At 66.8% G+C, this 26,900-nt stretch carries 26 protein-coding genes; 12 read left to right on the plus strand and 14 right to left on the minus strand.

The window, feature by feature from the left end:
- The first annotated feature begins 85 nt into the window (after positions 1–85).
- A complete protein-coding gene (locus ABH915_RS11035; RefSeq protein WP_370121059.1) occupies positions 86–1,297 on the plus strand; it encodes an alanine racemase in 1,212 nt (403 codons plus the stop codon).
- A 3-nt stretch (positions 1,298–1,300) separates the two neighbouring features.
- Here the strand turns inward: ABH915_RS11035 and ABH915_RS11040 are convergent, their stop codons facing one another.
- From ABH915_RS11040 to ABH915_RS11050, 3 genes are all read right to left on the minus strand, one after another.
- Positions 1,301–1,585, minus strand: a complete 285-nt coding sequence (locus ABH915_RS11040; protein WP_370121062.1) for a hypothetical protein — start codon at positions 1,583–1,585, stop codon at positions 1,301–1,303.
- Between the two features lie 490 nt (positions 1,586–2,075).
- Entirely contained in the window at positions 2,076–2,756 is a 681-nt protein-coding gene (locus ABH915_RS11045; protein WP_370121065.1) for an FMN-binding negative transcriptional regulator, read from the minus strand.
- Between the two features lie 67 nt (positions 2,757–2,823).
- Entirely contained in the window at positions 2,824–3,822 is a 999-nt protein-coding gene (locus ABH915_RS11050; protein ID WP_370121068.1) for a DMT family transporter, read from the minus strand.
- Here ABH915_RS11050 and ABH915_RS11055 point away from each other — a divergent pair.
- Positions 3,821–5,236, plus strand: coding sequence for a PLP-dependent aminotransferase family protein (locus ABH915_RS11055; RefSeq protein ID WP_370121071.1), 1,416 nt, complete (start codon positions 3,821–3,823; stop codon positions 5,234–5,236). The genes ABH915_RS11050 and ABH915_RS11055 overlap by 2 nt on opposite strands.
- Positions 5,237–5,251: 15 nt before the next feature.
- Here ABH915_RS11055 and ABH915_RS11060 read toward each other — a convergent pair whose 3' ends face one another.
- Positions 5,252–5,656, minus strand: coding sequence for a type II toxin-antitoxin system VapC family toxin (locus ABH915_RS11060; protein ID WP_370121074.1), 405 nt, complete (start codon positions 5,654–5,656; stop codon positions 5,252–5,254).
- Between the two features lie 33 nt (positions 5,657–5,689).
- Positions 5,690–6,028 (minus strand): YnfA family protein, encoded by a 339-nt coding sequence (locus ABH915_RS11065; RefSeq protein ID WP_026266298.1) that lies wholly within the window; start codon positions 6,026–6,028, stop codon positions 5,690–5,692.
- Positions 6,029–6,250: 222 nt separating this feature from the next.
- Between ABH915_RS11065 and ribA the strand changes: the two genes are divergently transcribed.
- From ribA to ABH915_RS11090, 5 genes are all read left to right on the plus strand, one after another.
- Entirely contained in the window at positions 6,251–8,158 is a 1,908-nt protein-coding gene (gene ribA, locus ABH915_RS11070; protein WP_370121078.1) for a GTP cyclohydrolase II RibA, read from the plus strand.
- 60 nt (positions 8,159–8,218) lie between these two features.
- Positions 8,219–9,016 carry a dioxygenase gene (locus tag ABH915_RS11075; RefSeq protein WP_370121081.1) on the plus strand — a complete coding sequence of 266 codons (798 nt, stop codon included), beginning with the start codon at positions 8,219–8,221 and terminating at the stop codon, positions 9,014–9,016.
- A 119-nt stretch (positions 9,017–9,135) separates the two neighbouring features.
- Entirely contained in the window at positions 9,136–9,993 is an 858-nt protein-coding gene (locus ABH915_RS11080; protein ID WP_370121084.1) for an SDR family oxidoreductase, read from the plus strand.
- Positions 9,994–10,093: 100 nt separating this feature from the next.
- Positions 10,094–10,600, plus strand: a complete 507-nt coding sequence (locus tag ABH915_RS11085; RefSeq protein WP_370121087.1) for a universal stress protein — start codon at positions 10,094–10,096, stop codon at positions 10,598–10,600.
- 272 nt (positions 10,601–10,872) lie between these two features.
- Positions 10,873–12,006: a hypothetical protein gene (locus ABH915_RS11090; RefSeq protein WP_370121090.1), complete on the plus strand. Its 1,134-nt coding sequence runs from the start codon at positions 10,873–10,875 to the stop codon at positions 12,004–12,006.
- A gap of 60 nt (positions 12,007–12,066) precedes the next feature.
- On the opposite strand, the gene trxB is transcribed toward ABH915_RS11090, so the two are convergent.
- Entirely contained in the window at positions 12,067–13,059 is a 993-nt protein-coding gene (gene trxB / locus ABH915_RS11095) for a thioredoxin-disulfide reductase (RefSeq protein WP_370121098.1), read from the minus strand.
- A gap of 130 nt (positions 13,060–13,189) precedes the next feature.
- Positions 13,190–13,831: a LysE family translocator gene (locus ABH915_RS11100; RefSeq protein WP_370121101.1), complete on the minus strand. Its 642-nt coding sequence runs from the start codon at positions 13,829–13,831 to the stop codon at positions 13,190–13,192.
- A gap of 343 nt (positions 13,832–14,174) precedes the next feature.
- On the opposite strand from ABH915_RS11100, the gene ABH915_RS11105 reads away from it, so the two are divergent.
- Complete coding sequence (locus tag ABH915_RS11105; protein WP_370121104.1) at positions 14,175–15,770, plus strand: MFS transporter; 1,596 nt, start codon at positions 14,175–14,177, stop codon at positions 15,768–15,770.
- Positions 15,771–15,809: 39 nt separating this feature from the next.
- Here the strand turns inward: ABH915_RS11105 and ABH915_RS11110 are convergent, their stop codons facing one another.
- The 4 genes from ABH915_RS11110 to ABH915_RS11125 form a co-directional block, all read right to left on the minus strand.
- Positions 15,810–16,478, minus strand: coding sequence for a GAP family protein (locus tag ABH915_RS11110; RefSeq protein WP_370121107.1), 669 nt, complete (start codon positions 16,476–16,478; stop codon positions 15,810–15,812).
- 39 nt (positions 16,479–16,517) lie between these two features.
- A complete protein-coding gene (locus ABH915_RS11115) occupies positions 16,518–17,672 on the minus strand; it encodes an AI-2E family transporter (RefSeq protein WP_043422225.1) in 1,155 nt (384 codons plus the stop codon).
- Positions 17,673–17,768: 96 nt separating this feature from the next.
- Positions 17,769–18,155, minus strand: coding sequence for an SHOCT domain-containing protein (locus ABH915_RS11120; RefSeq protein ID WP_026536729.1), 387 nt, complete (start codon positions 18,153–18,155; stop codon positions 17,769–17,771).
- A 93-nt stretch (positions 18,156–18,248) separates the two neighbouring features.
- Positions 18,249–18,692 (minus strand): hypothetical protein, encoded by a 444-nt coding sequence (locus tag ABH915_RS11125; RefSeq protein ID WP_370121112.1) that lies wholly within the window; start codon positions 18,690–18,692, stop codon positions 18,249–18,251.
- A 311-nt stretch (positions 18,693–19,003) separates the two neighbouring features.
- Between ABH915_RS11125 and ABH915_RS11130 the strand changes: the two genes are divergently transcribed.
- Positions 19,004–19,834, plus strand: a complete 831-nt coding sequence (locus ABH915_RS11130; protein ID WP_370121115.1) for a class II glutamine amidotransferase — start codon at positions 19,004–19,006, stop codon at positions 19,832–19,834.
- An 89-nt stretch (positions 19,835–19,923) separates the two neighbouring features.
- Here the strand turns inward: ABH915_RS11130 and ABH915_RS11135 are convergent, their stop codons facing one another.
- Both ABH915_RS11135 and ABH915_RS11140 read right to left on the minus strand, forming a co-directional pair.
- Positions 19,924–21,453, minus strand: a complete 1,530-nt coding sequence (locus ABH915_RS11135) for a hypothetical protein (RefSeq protein WP_370121117.1) — start codon at positions 21,451–21,453, stop codon at positions 19,924–19,926.
- A 284-nt stretch (positions 21,454–21,737) separates the two neighbouring features.
- Positions 21,738–22,304 carry an ion channel gene (locus ABH915_RS11140; RefSeq protein WP_370121119.1) on the minus strand — a complete coding sequence of 189 codons (567 nt, stop codon included), beginning with the start codon at positions 22,302–22,304 and terminating at the stop codon, positions 21,738–21,740.
- A 153-nt stretch (positions 22,305–22,457) separates the two neighbouring features.
- Between ABH915_RS11140 and ABH915_RS11145 the strand changes: the two genes are divergently transcribed.
- The 3 genes from ABH915_RS11145 (at position 22,458) to ABH915_RS11155 (ending at position 26,401) form a co-directional block, all read left to right on the plus strand.
- Positions 22,458–25,100, plus strand: coding sequence for a LuxR C-terminal-related transcriptional regulator (locus ABH915_RS11145; RefSeq protein ID WP_370121122.1), 2,643 nt, complete (start codon positions 22,458–22,460; stop codon positions 25,098–25,100).
- 121 nt (positions 25,101–25,221) lie between these two features.
- Positions 25,222–25,674 carry a universal stress protein gene (locus ABH915_RS11150; RefSeq protein WP_370121125.1) on the plus strand — a complete coding sequence of 151 codons (453 nt, stop codon included), beginning with the start codon at positions 25,222–25,224 and terminating at the stop codon, positions 25,672–25,674.
- 286 nt (positions 25,675–25,960) lie between these two features.
- Positions 25,961–26,401: a hypothetical protein gene (locus tag ABH915_RS11155; RefSeq protein WP_370121128.1), complete on the plus strand. Its 441-nt coding sequence runs from the start codon at positions 25,961–25,963 to the stop codon at positions 26,399–26,401.
- A 24-nt stretch (positions 26,402–26,425) separates the two neighbouring features.
- Here the strand turns inward: ABH915_RS11155 and ABH915_RS11160 are convergent, their stop codons facing one another.
- Complete coding sequence (locus tag ABH915_RS11160) at positions 26,426–26,722, minus strand: hypothetical protein (protein WP_370121131.1); 297 nt, start codon at positions 26,720–26,722, stop codon at positions 26,426–26,428.
- Positions 26,723–26,900 lie beyond the last annotated feature (178 nt).

The following is a 26,900-nucleotide window of genomic DNA, read 5'->3' on the forward strand; positions in this document are numbered from 1 at the left end:
CCCGGCCAGTTCCGCCGGAGGCACGTCACTCCAGTAGATTTGGCGGAGTCGAGGCAGCAATTGGACCGAAGAACAGGGGATACGTGTGAGCTGGCTGAGCGGAAGATCGGACGGAACCGATGCGGACTTCGCGGCAATGTCCCTCACGGCGCCGGCGTATCCGCAACTGCGGCTCAACAGCGCTGCGCTCGAGAACAACATCGGCATAATGGCGGCGTGGTGCCTGGAGCGGGGCGTCGAGCTCGCTCCTCATGTCAAGACGACGATGTCGGCACCGATCATCGAGCGGCAGCTGGCTGCCGGCGCGGTCGGCGTCACCGTCGCCACCGTGGATCAAGTCGCCTCGGCACTGCGCTGGGGTCATCAGCACGTCCTCGTCGCCAACGAGATCGTCGACAGGTTCGGACTGACACGTGTCCGTGCCTGGCTTCAAGAGGATCCTGCCCGGGAAATCCGCTGCTTCATCGATTCGGCAGCGGGCGTGAAGGCGGCGGCCGAGGTCTTCGAAGGCGCGGCGGCCGACCTGGAGGTGCTGATCGACGTCGGAACCCCCGGCGGGCGCACCGGCGTCCGCAGCCTGTCCGAGGGGCTGCGCCTGGCCGGGCTGGTCCGTGCCGCGCCGGGACTGAGGCTGGTGGGTGTTGCCGGGTACGAAGGTGTCGCGCCGAACAGCCGCTCTGAGGATACGGTCGCAGCGGTTGACCGGCACTGCCGGCTGGTGCGGGACGTCTATCTGGAAGCCGCGGAATTCTTTGAGACCGCCACTCCCATCTACTCCATGGGTGGGTCTGCGTTCCCGGACCGCGTGGTGGAGTTCCTTCCCGGCCGGGGCCAGGTGCCCGGGACGCGGACTATCCTCCGCTCAGGGTGCTACGTCACCCACGACCACGGCACCTATGCCGCCGTCAGCCCCGTTCCGGGACTCATTCCGGCGCTATCCGTTCGCGCGATGGTCCTGTCCACCCCCGAAGACGGGATGGCCGTCGTCGGTGCCGGCAAACGGGACCTTCCCTACGACGCCGGACTGCCCAACGTCCTCTCGGTCCGGACCGCGGAGGGAGCCCTCAAGCCCGGCGCAACCGCAGCGGTGCGCAATCTCTTCGACCATCACGCGGTGCTCACCGGCGTGACCGGTCTGGATGTCACCGACACGGTGGATTTCGGGATATCCCATCCCTGCTCCGCGTTTGACCGCTGGCCCGACTACGTCCTCACAGACGCGGAGGGACAGGACACAGACGTGTGGCAGACCGACTTCCGCCGGTCCTCCCTGGCCCCTGGCTTCGGACCGTCCTGACGATCATTCCTTGAGCTGCCTGGTCAACACTTCGAATTCCTCCACGCCCAAGATTTGCATGTGCTGCTCGGCGCTGGTCTCGGTGCGGATCTTGGCTGCGGCGTCCTGGCTGCCGGCGAGGGCCTGCTCGTCCTCCCACAGCGTGATCGACAGTGACTTCTTGTCCTTCCCCAGCAGGTAATAGATGCCCAGGCATCCCGGAAGCTGGAGCACCCGGTTGACGGTGTCCTCTGATGGTGCCCCCGAGCTGTCCGGGCCGGGCTGGTAGGTGCTGACGCGAGCGAACATGTCCATCCTCCTGAATCCGAGAGAGCCGGAGTGCGTGCCGCTCAGGCCCTTGAACGGGGGACCGGCCCTCCACGGTGGGCGGCCCTGGCGGGCGGTGGTCCGCGCTCCTCCCACCAGTAAGGACCCATGAGCCTGGATTCACAAGGCTCCTGTGCTGGTCCAGCCGCCCTAGTCCGCCGGGAGCCCTGGTGACGGCGCCGACGGCATCCTGGTCGATGCTCAGCACCGGGCTTGCTGAACCTCTGCCACGAGATGGCGCGGGATTCTGCTACGGAACCGGACGCGTGACGCGGAGAAGGTCCGGCGCTGCGGGTATACCCGTAGCGCCGGACCTTTTGCATGGCACCGGCCCGAATTCGTAGCGAAAAACCTAGCGAAAACGGGCAACCGGGGCACTGAGGGTGTGTTCCGGATGCGTCCAGCCGTAGCCAGGCTCGGATGCCGGGGTCAGCCAGCAGCCATCAAGTTACAGGCCCGGCCGGTGCCAGGATCATGAAGCAGGACCGGCCGGGGTGTTGTCGGAGTGCGTGCATCGCATCTGTTCCGCGGCCCGTGCCCGCGCGTTCTCGACGTCGTTGGCGCTTTCGAGGTCACCGCGGTCACGCAGCCCGGCCACCACACCGTCAACATCGGCGTCGGGCCGGTTCTGGCTGAGTTTGTGCTTCGCCTCGATCCGCGTGATGAGAAGCTCGACGCCGACGATCGCGCGCAACTGGCCGGCAATGTAGCGCTCCGGGGCATCCTCGACGGTCCAGGGCCGTTCGGAGCCGGCCTCGTTGTGGTTGCTCAGCCGCCTCACATGGCTGGCGAGCCAGACGGGATCGTCGTGGATGACCAGGGTGCCGTATACGTGGGCCGTGGAGTAGTTCCAGGTCGGCACCACGCGTCCGTGCTCTGCCTTGGACGCGTACCACCGCGGCGAGATGTAGGCGTCCGCGCCCTGGATGATGGCGAGCGATTCGCCGAGGGCGGGTTCAGACCATTGGGGATTGTTGCGGGCCAGGTGCCCGTGCAGCGCGCCGTGTTCACCGGCGGAGGGCTCGAAGACGAAGGGCAGCAGCGTGGCAAGCATGCCGTTCGCGGTGGCGGTGACCAGGTTGGCCGCGGACGGGCGTGTGAGCAGATGCCGAACAGAATCGGGGGTGGCGGCGAAATGTGCGGGGATGTACACGGAACTTCCATTCGGATCGTGGATTGGTCTGGGGCTGGGGGCCTTCGGGGGCGGGGCAGGTGACAGGTCAGCCGGGTTGTTTCACTGTCACGGTGTCGTCCTTCCCGTTGTCCTTCACTTCCGCTATGTTTCCCGCCGTCGCCCTCGCCGCACTTGGCCGGGACCGGACGGCCAGTCCGGCGCAGAGAATGACCGCGGTGCCGCCGATGATGGTCGCCCAGGTCAGGTCTTCGCCCAGTATGAGCGCGGCCCAGCCGATGCTCAAGACTGGCTGGACGAGCTGGATCTGGCTGACCTGCGCCATGGGACCGATGGCCAGGCCGCGGTACCAGGCGAAGAAGCCGAAAAACATGCTCACCACGCCCAGGTACGCGAAGGCCGCCCACTGCACGGGAGTAGCGGAAGGAGGCTGGCTGGCCACGGAGAACGCCGCTATGGCCACCATGAGGGGAGAGGCGAGCACGAGGGCCCAGGAGACGGTCTGCCACGAGCCGAGTTCGCGGGCCAGCAGGCCGCCTTCGGCGTAGCCGATCGCAGCGGACACGACGGCGCCGAACAGCAGCAGGTCGGCCAGCTGCAGGTCTCCGGTGCCGCCGGACTGCGCGGCGGCGAAACCGAATGCCGCAACCGCGCCGGCGCCGGTGATTATCCAGAAAGTCTTGGGCGGCCGTTCGTGGCCGCGGATCACCGCCATGGTTGCGGTTGCCGCGGGGAGCAGGGCAATAACCACCGCGCCGTGGCTGGCGGGAACGGACGTGAGGGCGAAAGAGGTCAGCAGCGGGAATCCGACCACCACTCCGCCGGCGACCACTGCAACGCGCGCCCACTGGACGCCCCGGGGCAGGCGCTGCCGGGTCAAAGCGAGGGCGAACGCGGCGAGAACGGTCGCCACAACAGCCCGGCCCGATCCAATGAACAAGGGAGACAACCCCGCAACCGCCACCCGGGTGAACGGCAGCGTGAAGGAAAAGGCGGCGACGCCGACCAATCCCCACCACAGTCCGGTGGCCGGCCGGGACGATAACGGGTGATCAATTTGCAGAGTAGCGCTACTATTGGCTTTCATGTCCTACGATAGCACTTCACTCATGGCGGCGAAGCTCCGGGAATGGATCGCCGCCGCCGCGCCGGGCGCCCGGCTGCCTTCCACCCGGTCCCTGGTCGCCGAGTACCAGGCCAGTCCCGTGACCGTGCAAAAGGTCCTGCGGACCCTCTCCGCGCAAGGGCTGATCGAGAGCCGCCCCGGCGTCGGGACGTTCGTACGGGCCGTTCGGACGGCCCGGCCGGCGGACTACGGCTGGCAGACGGCGGCGCTGGGATCGCCTCGGGCGCCCCTCCGCCCCGTCTCCACTGCAATGCGCAGCGCCCCGAACGACGTCATCGCCTTCCATTCAGGCTATCCGGACCGGGAACTGCTGCCCGAGCGGCTGGTGAGGGCGGCCCTGGCCCGGGCTGCCCGGGGTGAGGCTGCCCTGTCACGTCCGCCTGCCGCGGGCCTGCCCGACCTGCAGTCCTGGTTCGCGCACGAGCTCCGGGCTTCCACGCCGGCCGGCGTCACCCCGCCAACGCCGCGCGACGTGATCGTGCTCCCGGGGAGCCAGGGCGGGCTCAGTTCCGTGTTCCGCGCGCTGGTCGGCAGCGGGCAGCCGCTGCTGGTGGAATCCCCGACCTACTGGGGGGCGATCCAGGCCGCGGCGCAGTCCGGGGTCCGGGTTGTTCCGGTACCCAGCGGTCCCGAAGGCCCGGACCCCGAGGACCTGGCCCGCGCCTTTGACGAGACAGGCGCGCGGCTGTTCTACGCGCAGCCGAACTATGCGAATCCCACTGGCGCGCAATGGCCCGCCCGCCGGCGCGAGCAGGTGCTCGACGTGGTGCGCGAATATGGTGCGTTCCTGGTGGAGGATGACTGGGCCCATGATTTCGGCATCACCACCGAGTCCGTGCCCGTTGCCAGCCTCGACGATTCCGGCCATGTCGTCTATCTCCGCTCTCTGACCAAGAGCGTGTCCCCGGCCATCCGCATTGCCGCGGTGATCGCCCGCGGCCCGGCACGTGATCGCATCCTGGCCGACCGGGGCGCCGAGTCCATGTATGTCAGCGGCGTGCTCCAGGCGGCCGCCCTCGACGTCGTGACGCAGCCGGGATGGCAGACGCACCTGCGCGGACTGCGGCTGCAACTCCAGTCCCGCCGTGATCTCATGCTCAGCAGCCTGCGGGAACTTGCCCCGCTGGCCCACGTTGAGCACGTGCCCACGGGCGGGCTCAATCTCTGGGCCCGTCTTCCTGACGGGACCGACGTCGACCAGTTCGTCCGGGACTGCGAGGCCGCCGGGGTCATCATCGCGGCCGGTAGCGAGTGGTTCCCGGCCGAACCCGCCGGACCGTTCATTCGACTGAACTTCGCCGGACCCAATCCGGGTGCTTTCCGGGAAGGCGCGCGGATCCTCGGCCAGGTGCTCGAACGCACCGCCGGGCAGTAGGCGGCAGCTGCCGCCCTAAGCCGGGGAGAGCAGCGACTGGGGTGCAGCGAGCGTCACGAGGCCCTCCACGGCCCGGGCAAGCCCGGCGTCGAGCGTTACAAGGGCGTCTGCCTGAAGCCGGGCCAGGGCCACGTATTCGGCGTCGAAGGTGTCATCCCAGCCAAGTTGCTCGGCGAGGCTCCACGCGTGGCGTTGCAGGACGCGGTCGCCAAGGAGCCGGATGCGAAGGCCCCGGACGTAGTCGAGCTGACGACCGGCATCGGCCTGCGTCACGTCGCCGCGCCGGACTGACTGGTACAGGAGCGCAAGCACCTGCGAGCGAAGGAGCGTCGGCGCCACCAGCTGGTGCTCATCTGCAACCGCCGCCCCGTCCCGGGCGAGATGAAGGGCCACGTCCGGGCCAATCACGAATCGGGTCATGGTTTCTGGATCCTTTCCTTGGTGCAGCAGCGGTCATCCGGCCTCGCGGGGCGCGAACATGATGACGGCGACCCCGAGCAGGCAGATCACCGAACCCAGGACGTCCCACCGGTCAGGGCGGAAGCCGTCGAAGATCATGCCCCAGGCCAGGGAACCGGCCACGAAAACGCCGCCGTACGCGGCGAGAATACGCCCGAAATGAGCGTCCGGCTGCAGCGTCGCGGCGAAACCGTAGATGCCCAGCGCCACGACCCCCAGCCCGGCCCACCACCAGGCCCGGCCCTCGCGGACGGACTGCCAGACGAGCCACGCCCCACCGATTTCAGCAACGGCGGCGAGGACGAACAACAGGATGGTTTTCGGGATAGTCACGCCCTCATGATGGCACTGCCCTGCGGCCTCTCCGTACGGCTGGGCGCCGACTCGCCCGCCCGGCCGTCATGCGGTGTCATCGCTTGCACGCCAGCCGCCCGGCCGATAACTTTAAGCTTCAAGTAAACGTGCCGGCACGGCCGCGTGACTCGTTGCCGCCTTGCCGGGGTATTCCGCGCCGGCCAACGCCTGCACTTGTTGCCCAATACCTGAGGACCCGAGATGACCCTTGCACCAGAATCCACTGCAACTACCAAGGCCGCGGCACCTTCGGCTGCGGTGCGCAGCCGCGTCTTAGTGCCGCTGCGTTTCCCGGACGGATTCGAGGCCGCGGCCGAGGTGCTGACCTTCAGCGGGCTCGCCGACGGGAAGGAACACCTGCTGCTGGCCCTCGGCGAGTGGGAGCAGGCGCTGCACGGTGCGGCGCATGGCGGCGCCGGGCCCCTGGTGCGGCTGCACAGCGAGTGCCTCACCGGCGACGTATTCGGGAGCCAGCGCTGCGACTGTGGCCCGCAGCTGCGGGAGGCCGTGGAGCGGATTGCCGCCGAGGGAGGCTTCCTGCTCTACCTCCGCCAGGAGGGCCGCGGCATCGGCCTGTATTCGAAGCTTGACGCCTACGCCCTGCAGGATGGCGGCCTGGACACCTTCGCGGCGAACCTGGCCCTGGGCCACGGCGAGGATGAGCGGGACTACACGGCGGCGGCCCAGATGCTGGAGGCAATGGGTGCCGGCACGCTGCGACTGCTCAGCAACAACCCGGACAAGGCGGCCCAGCTGACCGGCCTCGGCCTCGAGATCTCCGGGCAGATCGCCACCGGCGTCCATGCGTCGGCAGCCAACCTCCGGTACCTGGCTGCAAAACGCGACCATACCGGCCATACGCTCGTGCTCCCGTCCGACGCCGGACCCGTCGCCGGACACGTCGCCGGACCCGTCGCCGGACCCGTCGCCGGCGCGCCCGGCGCCACGGCCGTGCCGACCCATGACGACATGCTCGCCCGGGCCCAGGGGCTCGTGGCCGGCCTGCGCGAGCGGGCCGCGGAAACCGAGGAACTCCGGCGCATTCCGGACGCCACCATGGCGGAGCTGCACGCGGCCGAAGTCTTCCGCATGCTCTCCCCGAAAGGGGTCGGCGGATTCGGCATGGGGCTGGAAACCTACGTGGAGGTGGTGCGCCGGCTCGCCCGGGGGTGCGCCTCCACGGCGTGGAGCGCCGGTCATCTGATCGAACATGTCTGGATGCTCGCGCGGTGGCCCCGGGAGGCTCAGGACGAGGTCTTCGCGAACGGGCCGGCTCCCTTGGCGGCCGCTACCGGGGCCCCGCCGGGACTGGCCAGGAAAGTGCCGGGAGGCTACTCCATCTCGGGCCGGTGGACCTTTGCCTCCGGGGTCATGCATGCCCGATGGGCGCTGCTCGCCGCGCAGCACGGCGACGTGCGCCTGCAGTGCCTGGTGCCGCTGGCCGACGTCGAGCTCCTCGACGTGTGGCAGACGGCCGGCCTGCGGGGCACCGGGAGCAATGACATTCAGGCGGCGGACCTGTTCGTCCCGGAGCATCGAACGCTGGACTGGGACCTCCTGGGCGCGGAAGATAATCCGGGGAGCCTGCTCCATGCGGATCCGCTAATCCACACCCCCATGGGCGCGCTGCTGAACATGGTGGCTCCTGCCGCCGCCCTGGGGTCTGCCGAATACGCGCTCGAACTGTTCGGCGAGCTGATCATGGTCCGCAAGGTCAAGCACACCGTGGAGAACCGCCAGGCGGACTCGCCGCTCGCGCAAGTCCGGTATGCCCACGCCTTCGGGCTGGTCGCCACCGCGCGGCTGCATTGGCAGGAAGCGGTCCGGGTGGTCTCCGCCGCCCATGCGCGCGGGCCTTCGACCATGACAGCACCGGACCGCGGGCAGTACCGGCTGTCCCTCGCCCTGAGCGGCGAGGCGTCGGCCGAGGCCGTACGCCTGATCTTGCTGGGATCCGGCGGGAGTGTCCACCGGCTGTCGCATCCGCTGCAGCGGATCCAGCGCGACGTCAATGTGCTGATGAACCATGCGGCGCTGACGAGGGATCCGGTTCTCGAGCAAGCGGGCCGGGGTCTTCTGGGGCTCGGGTTCACCGTGCCCTCGTTCTGACAATCCCTACGTTCTGACAATAAACTTGAAGCTTCAATCAAAAACAACTACGATGGTGCCATGACTCAGACCGCTGACCGCCCCCCGGTTCTCTTCCTCAGCCATGGCGCGCCGCCGCTGGCCGACGACTCGACGTGGACCCGCGAACTCCGCGACTGGTCCGGCACCTTCGGCAAGCCCCGGGACATCCTCATGGTCTCCGCCCACTGGGAGAACGCCCCCGTGACACTCAGTGCCACCGGGCGGGATCCCGGCCTGGTCTACGATTTCGGCGGCTTCCCGCAGAAGTACTACGAGGTGGCCTACGACGCCCCGCAGGCACCAGAGCTCGCTGCCGAAGTGGAGAGGCTCGTCGCCGGCCACGGCCACCACGTGGAGCGCGATGAAAGCCGAGGGCTGGACCATGGCGCCTACGTTCCGCTCAAGGAGATGTACCCCGACGCCGACGTGCCGGTGGTGCAGATGTCCATGCCGACGCTTGATCCGCAGGGATTGTTTGACCTCGGCATGTCGCTGGGACCCCTCCGCGACCGGGGCACGCTGATCGTCGGGTCAGGATTCACCACCCACAACTTGCGCTGGTTCAATCCAGCCGGGGGGCCGGGCACCGCCCCGCCCGCAGCCTCCAGCGAATTCGACCACTGGGCCGAGGAAGCCATGGCCCGCGGCGACGTCGACTCCATCCTCGACTTCCTGAACAAGGCACCCGCCGCCCGCGAGGCTCACCCCCGCAGTGAGCATTGGGCACCGCTCTATGTTGCCCTCGGGGCGGCATACGGCGCGGGAGGCATCCAGGCCAAAACGGCGATCGACGGGTTCTGGTTCGGGCTGTCCAAGCGCTCGTGGACCCTGACGTAGCGGTCGCACAACGTAACACGGGGAATGAACCGGACCGGGGTCCGGTTATGCCCGCCAGCGCCGGACCGCCGGCGGACCAAAACGTGACGTGGACTTCACCACTGATGAGGAGCGCAAACATGACCATTGCAGTAACGGGTGCCACAGGACAGCTGGGCCGGCTGGTCCTCGACGAACTGCTCACCAGCCAGGAACCGGATTCGCTCGTGGCCATCGTGCGCGACGCCGCGAAAGCCGGGGAACTGGCTGCCCGTGGCGTCCAGGTGTGCGTCGCGGACTATTCCGATCCCGCGGCGCTTGAGGCTGCCCTGAGGGGCGTCGACAAGCTCCTGCTGGTCTCCGGCAGCGAAGTGGGCTCCCGGGTGGCGCAGCACGGCAACGTCATCGACGCGGCCAAGGCCGCCGGCGTCGGGTTCATCGCCTACACATCCGTCCTGGCCGCGGACACCACCGAGCTGATCCTGGCGCCCGAGCACAAGGCAACGGAGGAGCTCATCCGGGCGTCGGGACTCGACAACACCATTCTGCGCAACGGCTGGTACACCGAAAACTACGCCCAGACCGTGGAAACGGCCAAGCAGACGGGCGCCGTCGTGGCCGCTGCCGGTGACGGCCGGGTGGCCAGTGCCACGCGGGCCGACTACGCGGCCGCGGCCGCGGCGGTGCTCAGCTCCGCCGGGCATGAGGGCCGCACATACGAACTTTCCGGCGACTACGCCTGGGACTTCAAGGAACTGGCGACGGCGATCACCCGGATCGTGGGCAGGGAAGTTGTCTACCAGCCCGTCTCGGCACCGGAACTGGTTAAGGTCCTGACCGCTGCCGGCCTCGACGAGGGCACCGCGGGATTCCTCGCCGCCCTGGACACGGACACCGAGGCGGGCCTGCTGGCCACCGTCACGGGCGAGCTGTCCCGGCTGATCGGACGGCCGACGACGCCGCTGTTGCAGGCTCTGACGTCAGCCGCCGCGAGCTAATACGCACTAGGCCGGGAGTAGGCATAATGAAGGCGTGGATTCCCTCTGCACCCTCAGGGACTAGACGCCCGGCACGTGCGGGCCTCGACTGACAGGACCCATGGAAACTCCCGGTATTTTTGAGCAGGGCGGGGCCGGCCAGTGGCCGGACGGCCCGCTGGTTCTCGGCGTTCCGTGGGAATTCGAAGAGCAGCTGGTGCGCACCGCCGCCGGGCTGGCCGCAATCTTGGGGGCGCACTTGATTTGCGCTTTCGTGGACCCGGCGAGCTATCTCACGGAGTGGGAGCCCGCCGGAGTCCTGGATGCCACCTCACTGGATCCTGCCCCGAATGTCGAAGCCGAATACCCAAGCTCGCAGGTGCTCAGCGGCCTCGAGTGCATCCTCGGCCCTCCCGGCGGGGCCTGGTCTTTCCGGGTGCTGAACGGGGACGTGGCCCATGCCCTGGGCCGTCTGGCGCAAAGCGCGGACGCGGCTGCGCTGATAGTCGGCGGGCAGCGGCCTGGGCGGATCGCCCGGATGGGCCGGCTCCTGGAGGGGTCGGTCGGCGTGTCCCTGACCCGTCTGCAGGCCAGGCCCGTGCTGATCGTTCCGCATACGGGCCGGTGACCCGCCCGGGCCGTGCGGCGGTCCGGCGAAGTCGGTCCCGCACGGCCCGCGGCGCGGGTTCAATAGGCGCGGGTTCATCGGGCGCGGGTTCATCCGTTCTGGGTGACGGCCCCGCACCGCCGCGGCCCTAGCGTTGGAGTACCGCCGGTGTGCGAGCGCCCGGGATGCGCAGATTCCGGAATCGGATGTGGCCCGAGCCCATTGCTGCAGCAGAAGGGACTGCCGCTGGCGGCGGAACTGCACGAGCCGTCAACGCCAGCGAATCGAAGTGAGTGATGGTAGACCCGAACAAGCCAGCAGCCGTCACGTCAGAGTCGCGGGCGCTCTTCATTGGCAGCGCCGCCTTTCTCGTCCTGGGCGGGCTCGCACTTCTGCTGACCGGGCGGGAACCGGTCCCGTTGTCCGGACGGGGTTCGGTCGGTGACATTGCGGCGATCGGCACGGCAGTGGTGGGCGCCGGGGCGGTGGTGGCCGGTTGCCTGCAACGTCGTCCGGCTGTCACACCGGAAGCCCGCGGCGGAGGCCGGATCCGCACGTCCATCGACATCGCCGCACTCGCGCTGGCCCACGCCTGCATTTTCCTGCTCGGCTGGCTGGCGCTCTTTTCGCTGTTCCAGCAGGCGTTCATCGGTGCAGTCGTCTATCCCTTCGCGGCCGCAGTCCTTGTCGGCACCACGGGAGCCATCAGCGCCTACATCGCCTACCTGTCCGCGCTCAGCATGACCGCCTACCGGCTCGCCGCCCTCCTCGCCGGCTTCCTGGTGACCGGCCTGCTCACGAGCATGCTCACTGCAGAGAATCCGCTGTGGTGGCAGGAGAACCTCAGCGCCCTCGGCATGAGTTCCGATGTCTCTGGGGTGGCGTTCAACTTCACCCTGATCGTCGCCGGCGTCGTCATCTCCACGCTGGCGGGATATGCGACGGCGACCCTCGCGGCGGCTGCGAAGTCCCCGACCGCGCTGCATCGGGTGCGGCTGCTCGAGGGCGGGATCGCCCTCATCGGTGTCTTCCTCGCCTGCGTGGGATTGTTCCCCGTCGATGAACGTTTCGGGCTCCACACCCTGGTCGCTTCCGGCATGGTGGTGATCTTCGCGTCCCTCATTATCCGCATCCGCACGCTGGTTCCGTCTGTCTCGGCGACCTTCGCCGCGCTCGGGTGGCTCTTCCTGGCGGTCATCGTCGTCGCCGCGGTGCTGTGGTTCCCGGTGGGCTACTACAACCTGACCGCGGTGGAGCTCATCGCGGCGTCGCTGATCTTCGCCTGGCTCATCATCCTGATCCGCAACCTTGCAGCCGCCGATGCCGACCAGCTTGAGGCAAACCTGCCGGGCCGGCCGCTGCCACCGCCGGCTGAGCCTGCGGCCCGGCCAGTTTCCGCAACAGACAGCGCGGCGACCGAGCCGTAAGCGCCGCGGGACCGGGCGGTGCCTGGGAGCGCCGTCGGGAGGGACTGCTTCACGGGTGGCCTAGGAGTGCGTGGGTTCTTCCACCAGCGCGGTGGCGATGCTGTCGGCGTCGTCGAGCGCGGACAGGAAGCGTTCGGCGTCCAGGGCCGCGGCGCAGCCGGTGCCGGCGGCGGTGATGGCCTGGCGGTAGCGGTGGTCCACGGCGTCGCCGCAGGCGAAGACCCCGGTCAGGTTGGTGACCGTGGTGGGGGAGTCGACCTGGATGTAACCGTCGGCATCGAGGTCCACCTGGCCGGCCAGGAGTTCGGTCCGGGGCACGTGCCCGATCGCGACAAAGATGCCAGTGGCGGTCTGCTGCCGGGTTTCGCCGGTGCGGGTGTCGGTCAGGGTGACGCCGGTGACCTTGCCATTGCCGTGGATCGCGGTGACGGCGGAGTTCCAGGCGAACCTGATCTTGGGGTTGTCCTTGGCCCGCTGGGCCATGATCCGGGAGGCGCGCAGTTCGCCCTTGCGGACCACGACGGTCACTGATTTGCCGAACCGGGTCAGGAACGTAGCCTCCTCCATGGCCGAGTCGCCGCCGCCGACCACGATGATGTCCTGGTCGCGGAAGAAGAAGCCGTCGCAGGTGGCGCACCAGGACAGTCCGTGGCCGCTGAACTTCTTTTCCTCCGGCAGGCCCAGTTCCTTGTACGCCGAGCCCGTGGCGAGGATGACGGCGGGGGCTTCATGGGTCTCCCCGGCGCCGGTGACCACACGCTTCAGGTGCCCGACGAGCCGGACCTCGGTGACGTCGTCGAACACCACCTGCGCGCCAAACTTTTCGGCCTGCTGCTGCAGGCCGTCCATCAGCTCGGGGCCTTGGATGCCGCCCGGGAAGCCGGGGAAGTTTTCCACCTCGGTGGTGTTCATGAGGGCACCGCCGGCCGTGACCGCACCGGCGATGACGAGCGGTTTGAGCCCGGCCCGGGCGGCGTAGATCGCCGCGGTGTAGCCCGCGGGGCCGGACCCGATGATGATCAGCTTCTCGGTTGTCTTGGTTGCGGCGCTCACGATCGGGCTCCTTCGTTGACGGTTACCGGGCATGTGCTGATCATCCCGCCCCGTGGGGCGCTTATCAACGCCCCGGGGTCGATCCCGAGTCCAGGCACCCGAAAACGCTGCGCGGGGCTTCCTCGGGAAGCTAGGCGTACGCCAGTGTCTGCGTCAGGATGGTGCCGCCAACCCCGGCCAGGACCGCGCCTGAACTTACGACGACGATCCGGCTGGTCCGGGGCCGGGCGAGGACGCCGGTGACCTTCTTGAGCGCGCTGAGCAGCAGCACGTACCAGGCCAACGCGATCAGCAGGAAGATGCCGGCCATCAGGGCGTGCTGGGCGAGGGGCGGCAACGGGGCGACATTGAATTGCGGGAACAGCGACAAGTAGAAGACGGCGACTTTCGGGTTGAGCAAGTTGCTCACCATCCCCTGCACGAAGGGCGAGGCGCCGCCGGGTTGGCGTCCTGCTGCCAGTGCCGGGGGTTGGCTGGGCTTGGGTTTCCTGGCGAACGCCTCGGCGAAAGCGCGCAGGCCCAGGTAGAGCAGGTACGCGGCCCCGGCAATTCTGATCCCGGTCCCAACTACTTCCGAGGCGCCCAGCAGCGCTGTGACACCGAGCACCGCCAGCGCGGCAAGGATCGTGTTGCCAACCATGATGCCGGCGGCGGCTGTGGTTGCCGCCCGGGGGCCGCGGGGCGCATTCCTGAGGACAAGCGCAAAGTCAGGTCCGGGCACCACCACCACGACCAGGCAGGTCAGCACAAAGGCCACCAGTTGTTCCAGCATCTGGGATTTCCTCCGGGCGTCAGGCTATGGCGGTGGGCGGTGAAATTCTGTCCGGCAACGAAACCCGGGCAGCCTTCTACGTTAGGCCATCCCGGGCAGGCCCGGAGCGCAGCCCCGCCTCGTCCCCGGCGGAAGGGGGGGCAGCAACCTCACCCGCTGGGCATGATTCGGTCGCGAGTGCGGACAGCTAGCTTTGCATCAGCATCGCTTTGCGGTGGGCGCTGGTGGGAGTGCCTGCAGGATCACGCTCATGCATGAACTGCCCGTTCTGCTCCAGAGGAGGCGACATGTCCGGTTGCGCGGTGGACCCGAGCAAGCCAACAAGAGCGGGAGGTGGCCCGCGATGAGCTCTCCGAACGACGCCGGGACCCAGCCGGTGCAGTTCAACCAAAGGCTGGCGCTGCTGCTGGCGATGGCGATGTTCGTGCTCGTTGTCGACACGTCGATCATGAACGTGTCGATCTCCGCGGTGGTCAACGACATTAACAGCACCGTGAGCGACCTCCAAGCGACCATCGCGCTCGAAGCGCTGGTGTCCGCCGCATTCATCCTGATCGGCGGCAAAGTGGGCGACTTGATCGGGCGCAAGCGCGCCTACATCCTGGGCCTGTGCGCGTACGCCGTTGGCGCCATCGCGATGACGCTGGCCCAAAGCATTGTGCCGATCCTCATTTTCTGGGCATTGATCGGCGGCCTGGGCGCATCGCTCCTCCTGCCGGCCATGCAGTCCCTGATCCATGGCAACTTCGACGGAGCCGACCGGAAGCGGGTCTATGCCTTCGTCGGGGCATCTGCGGCGATCGCCGCCGCCGTTGGACCCCTGCTTGGCGGGTTCATCACCACATTTCTCTCCTGGCGTGTCGCCTTCCTGCTCGAAGCCGTCATCATCGCGATCGTGTTGTCCGGTATCAAACTCGTCCACGACGTGCCGTACACGGGACCCCGGGAGTTCGACGTCGTTGGATCGGTTCTGTCCGTCGTGGGCATGGGCGGCGTCGTCCTCGGCATCCTGGTCTGGCAGGAGGGTGGCGAGTCCGTGGCCGCCCTCATCATCATCGGCGTGGCCGGACTGTGCGGCCTGTTCTTTTGGCTCGTGCGGCGCGAGCGCGTCAAGAAGGCGACCCTTCTGGACCCGGGGCTGTTCCGTTTGAATGCCTTCCGCCTTGGCGCCACGGAGCAAATGATGCAGCAGGTGGCCCTGGGCGGCACCATGATCGTGCTGCCCATCTACCTCCAGATGGTCCTGGAATACAACGCCATGCAGGCAGGATTGTCCATATCACCCCTCTCGCTCAGCATGTTCGCTGTCGCCGTGCTCGCCGGCAAGAGAGCAGGGTCTCGCCGCCCGGCGAGCATCATCAGGTGGGGCTTCATCCTCCTGATGGTTGGGCTGGTCGCGATCCTTCCGGTGGTGCCCCGCGCGGACTCCGGCTGGTGGCTCCTGATCCCGCTGGTCATCGCGGGCTGCGGTCTGGGGCTGCTGGTATCTCAGCTGAATAACTACACGTTGTCCCCGATCTCTGACGAACGCGTCAGCGAGGCCGCCGGCGTGAACTCGGCAGCGGGCTCGTTCGGCTTGTCGTTCGGACTCGCCTTCGCCGGGGCCATCATGCTCGCGTCCCTCTCGATCATCTTCACTTCCATGGCGGAGTCCAGCACCGTGCTGCCGCCCGCCGAGCAGCAGCAGGTCGCACAGGTACTTGAAGAAGACGCGCAGGTCCTCAGCAACACCGCGCTTGCCGAACTCCTCGCCGGCCAGCCTCCGGCGATCCAGGAGGAGATCATCCGGATCAACACGGAGGCCCGGCCCATCTCCCTCCAGATTGGTCTGCTCATTCCGATTCTCGCCAGTCTCGCTGGCCTCATCATCTCTTTCCGGATGGTACGGATTCCCGATCCCAAGCCCGCCGGCGCCGGTGACGGCGCGTTCCTGGATTGAGGGGTTCACCGCTGCGAATGTGGTTTCGGGGCAGTCCGATCAGAGCTGGAGAAGGCTGTAGCCGACGAGGAAAATCCCAATCGCCAGCGTTGCGATCGCCGCAATCCTGCGGCCATGGCGCTGCAGCCAGTTGAAAAGGGCGGTCAAAGGCACTTGAGCCCGTTCGGGGGAGCGCAGCCACACAGCGACCGGAATGATGACTGCTGACTGGACGACGGCGGCGTAGGCGAGGACGAGCAGGCTACCTGGCAGCGGCGGCAGTTCCTGGACACTGATCACTGCACCGGCGGTGACGGCCAGCAGAATTGCCTTCGGACGAAGGTTCAAGCCCAGTCCCAGCACGAGGAACTCCCAGGGCCGGGCGGCGCGGAACCGCGACTTCATCTTGCCAAGCATGGCGTTGTCCCGGCCGCCCTTGCTCACGAAGAGGTACACGGCGTACGCAATCAGAAGCGCACCGGTCACAATGGCAATCTGGGCCACCCATTCATCCTTATGCAGGCGCGGCGGCCTGACGGGCAAGAATTGCAGCCCGACCGCCGACAGCCCCACGACCACTATCGAACCGGCAAGGCTGCCGGTCAGGAAGGGAAGGGCGCCGCGGCGTGGATCCGGCGAGAGCAGAATCAAGATTGTCACGCTGACAGGCACGGTACTGATCGCCCCGGCCAGGGCGAAGAGGGCCAGGCTGCTGAACGTGCTCAGCATGCGGCCCTCACCGGCCCCCGGCAGCACCCCGATGGCATGTCATGCCTTCGGCCCGCTTCCGGTGTCCGGGCGGCCCGTTTTCAGTCGTCCGCGGCGGGCGCGAATCGCCTTGTCTTCTTCCTTGATGAGCACCTCGAGGTCCGTCTTGTCGCCCGTCAACGGCCGCCACCATGACAGCGAGGGGTCGGAATCGAGCAGGATGGTCCGGAACAACAGCGTCAAGGGGACGGCGAGGACGGCGCCGACAGGGCCCAGGACCACCGCCCAGAAGAGGACGGAGAAGAAGGTCAACGTCTCACTCAGCGACACGGCGTTGCCCACGTATTTCGGCTGGATGATCGACTGGATGATGCTGTTGATCCCGCCATAGATGATGATGACGGCCACGACGGTCGGCCAGCCCCCGGTGAGGTAGCCGAAGAACAAGGGCGGGATGATGGCGATGAAATACCCGATGTTGGGAATGAAGCTGCAGATGAAAGACAGCAGCCCCCAAAGCAGGGCGCCGGGGATCTGCAGAATGACCAGAACCAGCCAGTTGAACAAGCCCTGCGCTATTCCGAGGACCGTGGTGGCGACCATGTAGCGGCGTACGCTGGTGCCGAAGCCGTTGAGCGCTGAAACCAGTGCCGGCCGGTGGTAGTTCAGATGGATCAACAGTGCCGGCACGCGGGAGCCGTCCACCGCCATGAGAATGAGCATCGTCAGGATGATCACGAGGCTGGTCACCAGGCTCGCGACGTTTCCCAGGAGGCCGCCCAGGAACCCGATGATGCGGCCCGGCGTAAACCCGTTCAGGACTTCCTGGGCTTGCTCCGAGCCAAATCCAACAGATTCCAGCAGCGCGGAGATGCTGGCGCCGATCTCGGCCATTTGGGGGGCGTACTGCGGCAGCAGCGCGGAGAACTGGGCGAGCGAGGCAATCAGGACTGCGGCGAAGGCGGTCAATAATCCGAAGACAGCCGCGATGGTGGTCCCGGTGGCGATGCCCCGGGAAATTCCCCGTGCCTGCATCCAGCGGCGCAGCGGATGGACACAAAGCGTCAGCACGAAGGCAAAAAAGACGGGGGTGACTATTCCCTGGATCGCGCCGAGGCCGAACGCTGCAATCGTCGCGCTGGCCAGGGCGAGCAGGATGATTAAGGTGCGGGGGAGGGCCGAACGTGGATTGGATTCCGATGGTTCCGGCTCCATGAGCCCTCCTTGGTTCAGCCTAGCCATATCTTAGAAGCCTCATGGCCCCATGAATAGCGAGTTGGCCAGGCCTGCTCCTCGCGTGTCAGCCCGGAGTCAGACGACAATCTTGCTCTTGATCTGGGCAAACTCCTCCGCGCTGATGGTTCCCGCGTCCATGAGCGCCTTGGCTTTGGCGATCTCCTCGGTGGGGCTCGCGGTGGCGACACTGCGGATATAGGCATCGGTTTCCTGCTGGGACTTGCGGGCCCGGGCCATGGACCGCTCCGCCATGCCCTTGCCGCGGGCAATCATGTATGCCAGCACAGTCAGGAATGGAATGAAGACCAGGAGGACGATCCAGACGGCCTTCCACCAGCCGCTGAGCTCGCTGTCGCGGAATAAGTCTCCGATCACCATGAACACTGCATACAGGAAGGCGAAGATCGCATAGAAGATGAACAACCACCAGAAAATGTCCCAAAAGTTCTCGAAGAAATTCATTTGGCTTCCCTACTTTCACGTGGTGCGGCGCTGCCTATGAACGCAGCCTTGGATGGGAATGGGATTCACCGCGGATATCCCGGAAGACCCGGACTAGCAATGGGCGTCATTCGAAAGATCGCTGATGGCGGCCTGCACGTTCGCGGCTTCGTCCTTGAGCGAGTTGGCCGCCTGCGTCAGGGTGGCGTCGTCGGGAACGGAGTTCACAGCGGAGGTGAACTTCTGTTGGGCAGCTTTGACGGCATCCACCCGATCCTTAGCCGCGTCACTGGCCGCGTTGACCAGATCGTCGTAGCTCTTCCGAACTTGATCCCGGGCCGCCTGGATCTGGCCGATCGTGGCGCCCGACTTGAGGGTGTCCTTGAAATTCGTCAGGGCTGTTGAAAGGTCAGTGGCGGCAGCGCAAACCGGTGAAACGCTCGCCGTTGGGCTCGCACTGGGGCTGCTGCTGGGTCCCGAGGTGGCGCAGCCGGCGAGCAGCGCGACCGCCGCCCCGAGCGCGGACATTCGCGCGAGGACTGGTTGTGGTTTCGACATTGGACTCACCTCTCCATGGGCTTTCGCCTGGCAGCCCAATCACTGGCAGGTACCACCAGTGTTGGGTGAGGGGCCCGCATGCGCGTCACCCGCCGCGGGTGATCCTTTCGCGCTGCTGTCCAGGCCGGGCGCGCCGCTGACCAGCGGGGACGCGATGTCGTCACCGCTGACCAGCGGGGACGCGAGGTCGGAACTATCGAACACGGGTGGGACCCATGACCTCCCACCCCGCGGCCCGAATCACCCCGGGGTGATGATGTGCCCGCTCCGTCGCCGTGATGGACTGCTGTCCACAACTGAGGGAGGATGCCATGTGCCGTTGGCTAGCGTATTCGGGTTCGCCGGTGCAACTGGAGGAGTTGCTGTACAAACCCACCAACTCGCTCGTGATGCAGAGCAAGCACGCTCGAATGGGCGTTGAAACCACCAACGGGGACGGCTTCGGCGTGGGCTGGTACGGAAACGCGCCGTATCCCGGGCTGTTCCACAGCACGGAGCCGGCCTGGAATGACCGCAACCTCCGCGAGCTGTCCGCCCAGGCGTCGGCCGGCCGGGTTTTCGCGCACATTCGAGCCTCGACCGGCTCGGCAGTCCAACAGACGAACTGCCATCCATTCCGCCACGGCAGCTGGCTATGGATGCACAACGGACTCATCAGGGATTTCCCGACCGTGAAGCGCGACTTGGCCATGGCCGTTGAGCCATCGCTCTTTCCGCTGATCGAGGGAGCCACGGACTCAGAGCTCTTCTTTTTCCTCGCCCTGACCTTCGGGCTGGAGCAGGACCCGAGGGCAGCCGTGGCTGCCGCGGTTGGACTGATTGAAGACGTCGGCCGGCGCCACGGGATCGAGCAGCCGCTCCAGATGACAGTGGCCACTACCGACGGCGACACCACCTGGGCGTTCCGCTACTCGAGTGAACGGCAGTCCCGGTCGCTGTTCCACAGCACCGACGTCGCGACCCTACGCGTCCAGTACCCGGAGAACCCGTTGCTTCATGACCTGGCGGACAACGCGCGCCTGGTTGTCTCCGAACCGCTGGGGGACCTCCGCGGGGCCTGGCGGGAAGTACCCGAGGCTACCTGCGTGGTGGTGCACGGCGCCGGGGAGGACCTCTTCCCATTCGCGCCGACCGCGCCCTAGATTCGCTTAGTCTCGGCGGCTGCGGCGGCGGCTGCCCAATTAGCGCCGGCTGGCCCGGCGCTAACTGGCTGTCCGGTCCCGACAATCCGTCACCCGCCGGTCCCTCCGGCGTCGGTCGCCCGGGGAATGGGAGTCGTGGGATACGTGTCATCGGGAGGGCCGCCGGCAGTGACGGACTCACCGCCGGGCTTGCCGCCGGACTCGACACTGGACTCACCGCCAGCTTCGACGGCGGATTCACCGGCAGGCTCGGCGCCCGGCTCGGCGCCGGGCTCGGGCGCTGGCACGCCGGCTACGGCCGGCCGGCACAGCAGTTCGACCACGAGAATGACCAGCACGGCCAGCACGGCCGTCCAGATGGCGACGGCCGCCGTCGGGTCCTGCCAAAAGATCAGCACCAGCACAGCGATGCCGACGACGGTGGCTTCGATGATCCGACGGTAGCGGGCCAACCAGAGCTGCCATGGCTTCGCCTGGCCACCGCCGATCTTGCCGGTGATGTAGTCGCCCGCAGTCGCCAGGCCGTGCCGGACATACTCCGCGGGACGCGAGTGGCCGCCCAGAAAAGCTGCCAGGGCAATCAGCAGTCCGACGACGAAGACAAGGCGCAGGCTGGTGCGCAGCGGTACCAGGAGTGCCTCGACCAGGCTTTCGGCCGCGGCGGGGGAGACCGCACTCGACGGAATCGAGTCCAGGACGTAGTTCCGCCCGATCACGAGGGCCAGCGCCAGCACGGCCATTGACACCGCCACGGCCAACCCCACGCCGCTCGTCGTGCTCCGTCGCCGGCCCCGGGGGGCAACGGCAATGGCACCCACGGCGCTGAGTACCGTCAGCCACGCCAAGATTGGGCCGAGCCGGTCCAAGGTCCGGATGGTTTCCGTGGCACGGACCAGTTCAGGAGACTGGAACAGGGCGATCTGCGCGTCCACTTCCGGGATCCTCGATGCGATGTCCACCCCCTGCTGGACAAGGAGAGTCTTGACCCGGGCGATGATCTCTTTCGTGGAAATCGACACCGTGCCGTTCTCGTCAATACTGACGGTGCCTCCCGTGCTTCCCGTGGCAAGGTTGACCAGCCCCTGGTGCGCGACCCGGTTCACCTGGATCCAAAGATCCTGGAACTGCGGTGTCGCCACGAATCTGGCCACGGCGGTATGGATGAGCGATTTGGTCTGCTCCGCAAGCATCGGGGCCAGCCCGGTGAGCACGGCCGCCACGCGGGGCGCCGTTTTTGCGAGCTCGCTCAGGGCATCGCGCGTGATGGTCTGGAAATCCACGGCGTCGGTGATCTGTTGGGTGACCTTGTCGGCGATTTCGGCCTGGATCGCAGGGTCCGAGGCCAGCGGTGCGACAGTGGCCACGTAGCGGTCGGTGTCGATGACTTCGCTGCGCAGGTAAAGGGCCGGAACTGTCGCGAAGGCCAACAAGCCAGTGAGAACCACCAGCACGATTGCCACAATGCGTCGGGCCAGCCCCGGATGCCGCACGGACGGCCTCGGGGGGGCCTTGCGGGCAGCGTCCCGTTCCTGCTGGAGACGGGCGACTTCGGCCCGCAACCGCAGGATCTCTTCCTGATCCGGGCTAGCGGGGCCAGCGGGCTGATCGTTCAGCGACATGAGGGGATCCGCCTTAGCTTGTGTTCCGCGGCTGGGCATTCACGGCTATTTTCATTGTTCACTCGGCGCACCGGTCCAGCCCCACCCACACAGGGTGATCTGTCACGCCGGGGAAACGCCCGCCACGGCCGCCCCTACGGGGTGGACGCCGCACGTCGGACGTGCAGATTGGCGGACCGGACCCGGCACTGCCAAAGGTGTCCGGGTGCCCGCTCTTTCATATCCCGCGAAATTTCAACCGGCCGGCGTGCTGTCATCCGTTTTGGGTGATGACGGCGGCCGGTTCAGGATTCGCTGCCCAGACGCCGCCCGGCCGCGAAGAAGGCCACTTTTGCGATCAATAGGAGTGCACCCAAATCGGCAATCATTTGGACGGACACGACTCCCCTCGCCAGCTGGCTTACCGGCGCAATGTCCCCGAACCCGACGGTGGCAAACGTGGAAGTGGTGAAGTAAAGGGCATCGGTTCGGCTCAGGGGCTCGCTAAACGCCGCCGCAGATGTGATCGACATTGATGTGTAAAGCAGTGCGAAGAGGCACAGAAACATCAACAGGGTTTCGGCGACAGCCGCGGCCGCCCGGACCCTCGGGATATGCGCCACGAGTATCAGCCGCAATTGAATTGCCAAGACTGCGAAAAAGACCAGCACGACAGCCGCCAGGCGGATCCACGCGGCCGCGGGATCGGCGTCATTGAATCCCCCGACGGGAATAAGGAAATACAGGGTGAGGACCACAATCGAAAATGCGATGAGACGTGCAATCGCGAAAATAATGACCCGCCTGCGGTCGGCCTTGTCGAGGTCATGAAGGAAAATCGGGTCTGTCGGGCTGCCGTGCTTCATAGGCATGACTGATGATACCGCCGGGCATGCAATTCGTGCTGCGCCGCAATCGGGCAGCCTTAATTGCCGTATTTTCGCGCATTTTCGCGCTATGGAGCGGCGCACAAGGGGTCTTTGCGCCCTGTTGGTGCCCTTTTGCGCCCACCTAGCATGTGGAATGTGAGAGATAGGCTAGACACCGAATGGGTATCGGGTCCACAGTTCAAGATCCGTCCGCCTGTGCGCGGCCTCGGAGCGTTGGAGCGTCCACGTCTGGAAAGCGCCCTGTCCGCGGCCGCAGATTCGCACCGCCTGACCCTCGTCGCGGCCCCGGCCGGCTACGGCAAGTCCACGTTCCTGGGTGATTGGGTCCGCAAGTGCGATCTGCCGTGCGCTTGGCTGTCGCTGGACCGGTTCGACACGCAGCCCGCGCGGCTGTTTCACGGTGTCGTTGGGGCGATCCAGTCCGCGGCGAGCAAACTGCCGCTGCCCGGCACCGACGCCCTCCTGGCTCTTGACCCGGGGCTTGCCCACGACCGGGCGGCCTCCTACGACCTTCTCCTCGGGGCGCTCGAGCACCTCACCGAACCGATCGTCCTGGTGATTGATGACGTCCATTTGGCCGGACCGGGGCTGGCGAACGGAATCGTCGGGGTGCTCGCCGCATCGGCACCCCCCTCACTGCGGCTGGTCCTCTCGGGACGCGGCCATACGTCCATCCAGCTCGAAAGATTCCGGTATGGCGAGGGACTGGGTGAACTTCGCGCCGCCGAACTCGCCTTCACGCGGGAGGAAGTTGCCCAGTTCGCCTGTGCGCTGGGACAAGATCAAACGTTCGATGCCGGGTCGCTCTGGAAGATGACTGCCGGCTGGCCTGTGGCCGTCCACGCCAGCCTCGTCTCGTTGGCGCAGGCGCGCAACGTGCCGCTTGCAACGCCAGGCTCCGTGCCTACGCACGTCCCGCTCGCCGACTATGTCGCAGAAGAGATCCTCGACCAGATCGAACCGTCGCTGGCCGAATTCATTCTCAGGGCCACTACCAGCGACTGGCTCGGCCGCCAGCTCGCCGTCGAACTCGAAGGCCGTCCCCACGGCGGCGTGCTGCTTGAGGAATGCCTCCGCAACGGGCTCTTCATCGAGGAACACGAATACCGTGAGGGTGAATCGATGTTCCGGTGGCATTCCCTCTTCGCGGCGCAGTGCCGGCGCATCCTGCAGCGGCGCGACCCTTTGCTCGCCGAGCGTCTTCACCGGGTGGCGGCACGGTACTACCAGGACGTCGACGTCGTCGAGTGCGTCGCCCAGGCGCTGCAGGGACGCGCACCCCGGCAGGCCGTGATTTCCCTCGGCGCCCATTGGCTCGAATTCCTGCTCGGAAACGACGTGCAGACCCTCGAACGGCTGTGCCTGGACCTGCCCGCACCGTGGGGCGAGGATCCAGAGATCCTGATGATCCGATCGGTCTGCCGTGCCCTTTCCGGCGACGGCACCGCCGCGGCCGAGCTCACCGACCGGGCGCTGTCGCGGACCTTCGCGCTGGACGCAATTCGACGCCGGAGGCTTGACAGTTACCGGGCACTCTACGAGCCGGTGCCTGCCGACGGCCGCCTGGACCTGCCCACCGAGACGGACGACAGTCGGTCGACGACGGACATTTCAGGGGATGGCCGCTCCAGCTCCTTCTCGACAGGACTCTTCCTGCTGGCCCAGGCAGAGTTCCGGCTGCACCGCACCGGCGAACTCGCGACGGCGCTGCTCCAGGCAACAGGGGCCACAGGCAACCCGGAACAGCTCGAAGCAGTGGAAACCTGCGCCCAGGCCGAACTCGCGTTGGCTCACGCCGTCGCCGGTGACCTCGTGAGCGCCGACGAACTTGCCACGGCGGCGTTGGAGCGGGGAGAGGCGCTGGGTTGGAATTCGCGGCAACGGATGGCTCCCGCCTGGCTGGCCCGTGGCATTGCGTGCTACTGGAATGACGATCTGCAGGCTGCGCGGACCTGTCTTACCAAAGCGCAGCGATTGGGCAGCGAGCTGTTCCCGACGGGCCCGCTCAGCGCCATCTATCGGGTCCTGGTTGATTGCGCCGATGGCGATCTGGCCCGCCTGGCCGACTCCAGCGCGGCGCTGGAGTCCTTCCACGGGCGGGGACGGTACGCCGTGTCATGGAATGCCCTGGACACTATCGCGATGGCGAAAATTGCCGAAGCCAGGGGCGACCGGGACGGAGCTTTGCGGACCGTCCAACCACTGGGTGCCGGGGGGCACGGCGCATTGGCGGATACGCTGCTGGCGGAGTTGCTGCGCCGCGAAGGTGACACCGCCGCTTCGCAACGCTGTGCCGAGTCACTGGCCGATCGCCGCGGCAGCTCATATATCGACACCTGCCTGAGCCTGACCGAGGCGATCATGGCCCATGGAACCGGAGATGCTGCGGCGGCACACGAGCGGATTGAACATGCAGTCCTCCGTGCCGAGCCTGAAACCGTCCTGCGTCCTTTCGTCGAACGGAGAGAGGAATTGGCGGATCTGCTCGTGGAGCATGCTGTGTGGGGCACTGCGCACGAGTCGTTCATCGCAGCGCTGATGGCACGCGAGGCGCAGGGGGAGACCCGCCTTCGTGCGCAGTCCTACTGGAACCTGACCGAGCGCGAACGCGAAGTCCTTTCCTACATGCGCTCCATCATGACCGCGGCTGAAATTGCCGAGGCGTTGTATATTTCCGTGAACACGGTCAAGACCCACGAACGGTCCATATACCGCAAACTCGGGGCGGTAAGCCGGCGCGACGCGCTCAAGACGGCCACCAAGCGCGGCATCGTCTGACCACCGCGGCACCCTTGGTGCCGTGCGCCGCGGGGCGCCGGTCAATTCACTCTCGTGGTTTCATCCCGGATGGGGTCAGAGGCCCCTAGGCGCCGCAAACCGGCGGTGAAAGTCTGGAACCATGAAAAAAGTTGATCCCTTTGTGATCGTGATCGGATTTGACGGCTCGAAGCAATCACACGAGGCCCTGGCGTGGGGTGTTGAGGAGGCCCGGTACCGCAGTGCGGAACTCCGGGTCCTGACTGTCTGGAACAAGGCGCCGATGGCGTGGTACCCGGCGATGCTGGAAACTGCGGCAGGGGAAATCGTGGCAGAGGACTCCCCGGAACAGCAGGCTGAAGCGCTGAGCGCCGAGGCGGCGAAATCCGCAGTCGGTGTCAATGTCGTGACGCGGACCATCAAGAATGACTCGGCGGCATCGGCAATTCTTGAAGCCGCAAAGGAAGCCGACCTGGTGATCGTCGGCTCCCGCGGCCACGGCGGCTTCGCCGGGCTGCACATCGGATCGGTCTCCGCCCAGGTGGCCAGCCACTCTCCGTGCCCCGTCCTGGTGATCCGGCCGAAGACCCCCTGAACGTCCGGCCCGCTGGCCACGGACGTCCGGTGGCAATGCCGCGTGCCTGCTCGGCTGTGACCACCTGATGCCAGCGAGCCGGGAGCGCTACCATCGGCGTATGACCGTCCTGGACTGGCTGATGGATTCGGATCCTTCCCTTTGATGGCAGGTGTTGCAGGATCTCGGCGGCGCCGCGGCCGAGGTCGTTGCCGCAGAGCGCGCACGGGTAGCGACCGAAGGCCGGGATCGACCCGCGAAGTGAGCAGATGCGCCAGACCATCGCGTTGGTCAGGGACAACTGCCCGTGGTGTCCTCGGCCGCCACGACGATCAACGTCCTCGAGGGCCTCCTGGCCCACGAACGGGTCATGGGCGGGTCGGCGCAGTCCCTGGACGCGCGGCGCCGGGGCGAGGAGTATCTGCTGGAGCGAGGCCTGTTCCGACGCAAGAGCACCGGAGGGGTCATAGACCCGGTTTGGCTGACGTTCTCATTTCCGACCCGCTGGCACTATGACGTGCTCCGTGCCCTGGAGTACTTCCGTTCGGCGGGAGAGCCGCCCGACCCGCGCCTGGCCGAAGCCGTGGAGTTGCTCCGGGCAAAGAAGCAGCCCGACGGGACCTGGTTGCTCGAAAACACGCATCCCGGGATCGTCCATTTCCCGGTTGATGACGGTGACGGACGGTCCAGCCGGTGGAACACCCTCCGCGCGTTGCGTGTACTCGACTGGTACGGGCGCGCTGTTTGAATTGGCCGTGTGAGTGGCGTGCCGCTAGGGCATGACCTTGTAGAGGTCGATCACCGTCTCTTCGGGCGGAGCGGTGAAGCCGCCCTCAATACCGGCCTGCATCCGGGGCATGAGGATCGTGTCCCGGAATTTTTCCCAGCTCTCTTTCGATTCGTGGACTGCCATGATCGTCCAGCCACCAGCGGACGCCCCGGCGGCGTGGAAGGTCTGACCCTCGGGAAGGAGCCCCGCGCCTGGATGGACGGCTGCAAGTGACGCTTCGTACTGTTCCTTGGTGCCTCCCGGGAAAAAGTGCACGATTCCGTAGGGCGTGGTGGCCATAGCAACTCCTAGGCTGGTGGATGGGATTGGACAAGGCCAGTCCTAGACTCCGCCACCGGGCATGTCAAGTGGTCGCGGAAGCAGGCCGGGGACCCGAGTGCACCGCCGGTTCAACTTTACGATTCGTGATCCCAACGCCGCGCCGGGCCTTTCCAATGGTTGGAAGGGCCGGTGCTTG

The sequence above is a fragment of the Arthrobacter sp. MW3 TE3886 genome, assembly GCF_041262145.1.
Taxonomy (GTDB): Bacteria; Actinomycetota; Actinomycetes; order Actinomycetales; family Micrococcaceae; genus Arthrobacter.

Excerpts from the sequence above, each read along its gene's own strand:
- ABH915_RS11105 (WP_370121104.1), top strand. The coding sequence starts at position 14,175 with ATGAGCTCTCCGAACGACGCCGGGACCCAGCCGGTGCAGTTCAACCAA.
- ABH915_RS11115 (WP_043422225.1), bottom strand. The coding sequence starts at position 17,672 with ATGGAGCCGGAACCATCGGAATCCAATCCACGTTCGGCCCTCCCCCGC.
- ABH915_RS11100 (WP_370121101.1), bottom strand. The coding sequence starts at position 13,831 with ATGCTGGAACAACTGGTGGCCTTTGTGCTGACCTGCCTGGTCGTGGTG.
- ABH915_RS11150 (WP_370121125.1), top strand. The coding sequence starts at position 25,222 with ATGAAAAAAGTTGATCCCTTTGTGATCGTGATCGGATTTGACGGCTCG.
- ABH915_RS11055 (WP_370121071.1), top strand. The coding sequence starts at position 3,821 with ATGTCCTACGATAGCACTTCACTCATGGCGGCGAAGCTCCGGGAATGG.
- ABH915_RS11130 (WP_370121115.1), top strand. The coding sequence starts at position 19,004 with ATGTGCCGTTGGCTAGCGTATTCGGGTTCGCCGGTGCAACTGGAGGAG.
- ABH915_RS11120 (WP_026536729.1), bottom strand. The coding sequence starts at position 18,155 with ATGAATTTCTTCGAGAACTTTTGGGACATTTTCTGGTGGTTGTTCATC.
- ABH915_RS11160 (WP_370121131.1), bottom strand. The coding sequence starts at position 26,722 with ATGGCCACCACGCCCTACGGAATCGTGCACTTTTTCCCGGGAGGCACC.
- ribA (WP_370121078.1), top strand. The coding sequence starts at position 6,251 with ATGACCCTTGCACCAGAATCCACTGCAACTACCAAGGCCGCGGCACCT.
- ABH915_RS11040 (WP_370121062.1), bottom strand. The coding sequence starts at position 1,585 with ATGTTCGCTCGCGTCAGCACCTACCAGCCCGGCCCGGACAGCTCGGGG.
- ABH915_RS11050 (WP_370121068.1), bottom strand. The coding sequence starts at position 3,822 with ATGAAAGCCAATAGTAGCGCTACTCTGCAAATTGATCACCCGTTATCG.
- ABH915_RS11110 (WP_370121107.1), bottom strand. The coding sequence starts at position 16,478 with ATGCTGAGCACGTTCAGCAGCCTGGCCCTCTTCGCCCTGGCCGGGGCG.
- ABH915_RS11125 (WP_370121112.1), bottom strand. The coding sequence starts at position 18,692 with ATGTCGAAACCACAACCAGTCCTCGCGCGAATGTCCGCGCTCGGGGCG.
- ABH915_RS11135 (WP_370121117.1), bottom strand. The coding sequence starts at position 21,453 with ATGTCGCTGAACGATCAGCCCGCTGGCCCCGCTAGCCCGGATCAGGAA.
- ABH915_RS11075 (WP_370121081.1), top strand. The coding sequence starts at position 8,219 with ATGACTCAGACCGCTGACCGCCCCCCGGTTCTCTTCCTCAGCCATGGC.
- ABH915_RS11080 (WP_370121084.1), top strand. The coding sequence starts at position 9,136 with ATGACCATTGCAGTAACGGGTGCCACAGGACAGCTGGGCCGGCTGGTC.
- ABH915_RS11060 (WP_370121074.1), bottom strand. The coding sequence starts at position 5,656 with ATGACCCGATTCGTGATTGGCCCGGACGTGGCCCTTCATCTCGCCCGG.
- ABH915_RS11140 (WP_370121119.1), bottom strand. The coding sequence starts at position 22,304 with ATGCCTATGAAGCACGGCAGCCCGACAGACCCGATTTTCCTTCATGAC.
- ABH915_RS11085 (WP_370121087.1), top strand. The coding sequence starts at position 10,094 with ATGGAAACTCCCGGTATTTTTGAGCAGGGCGGGGCCGGCCAGTGGCCG.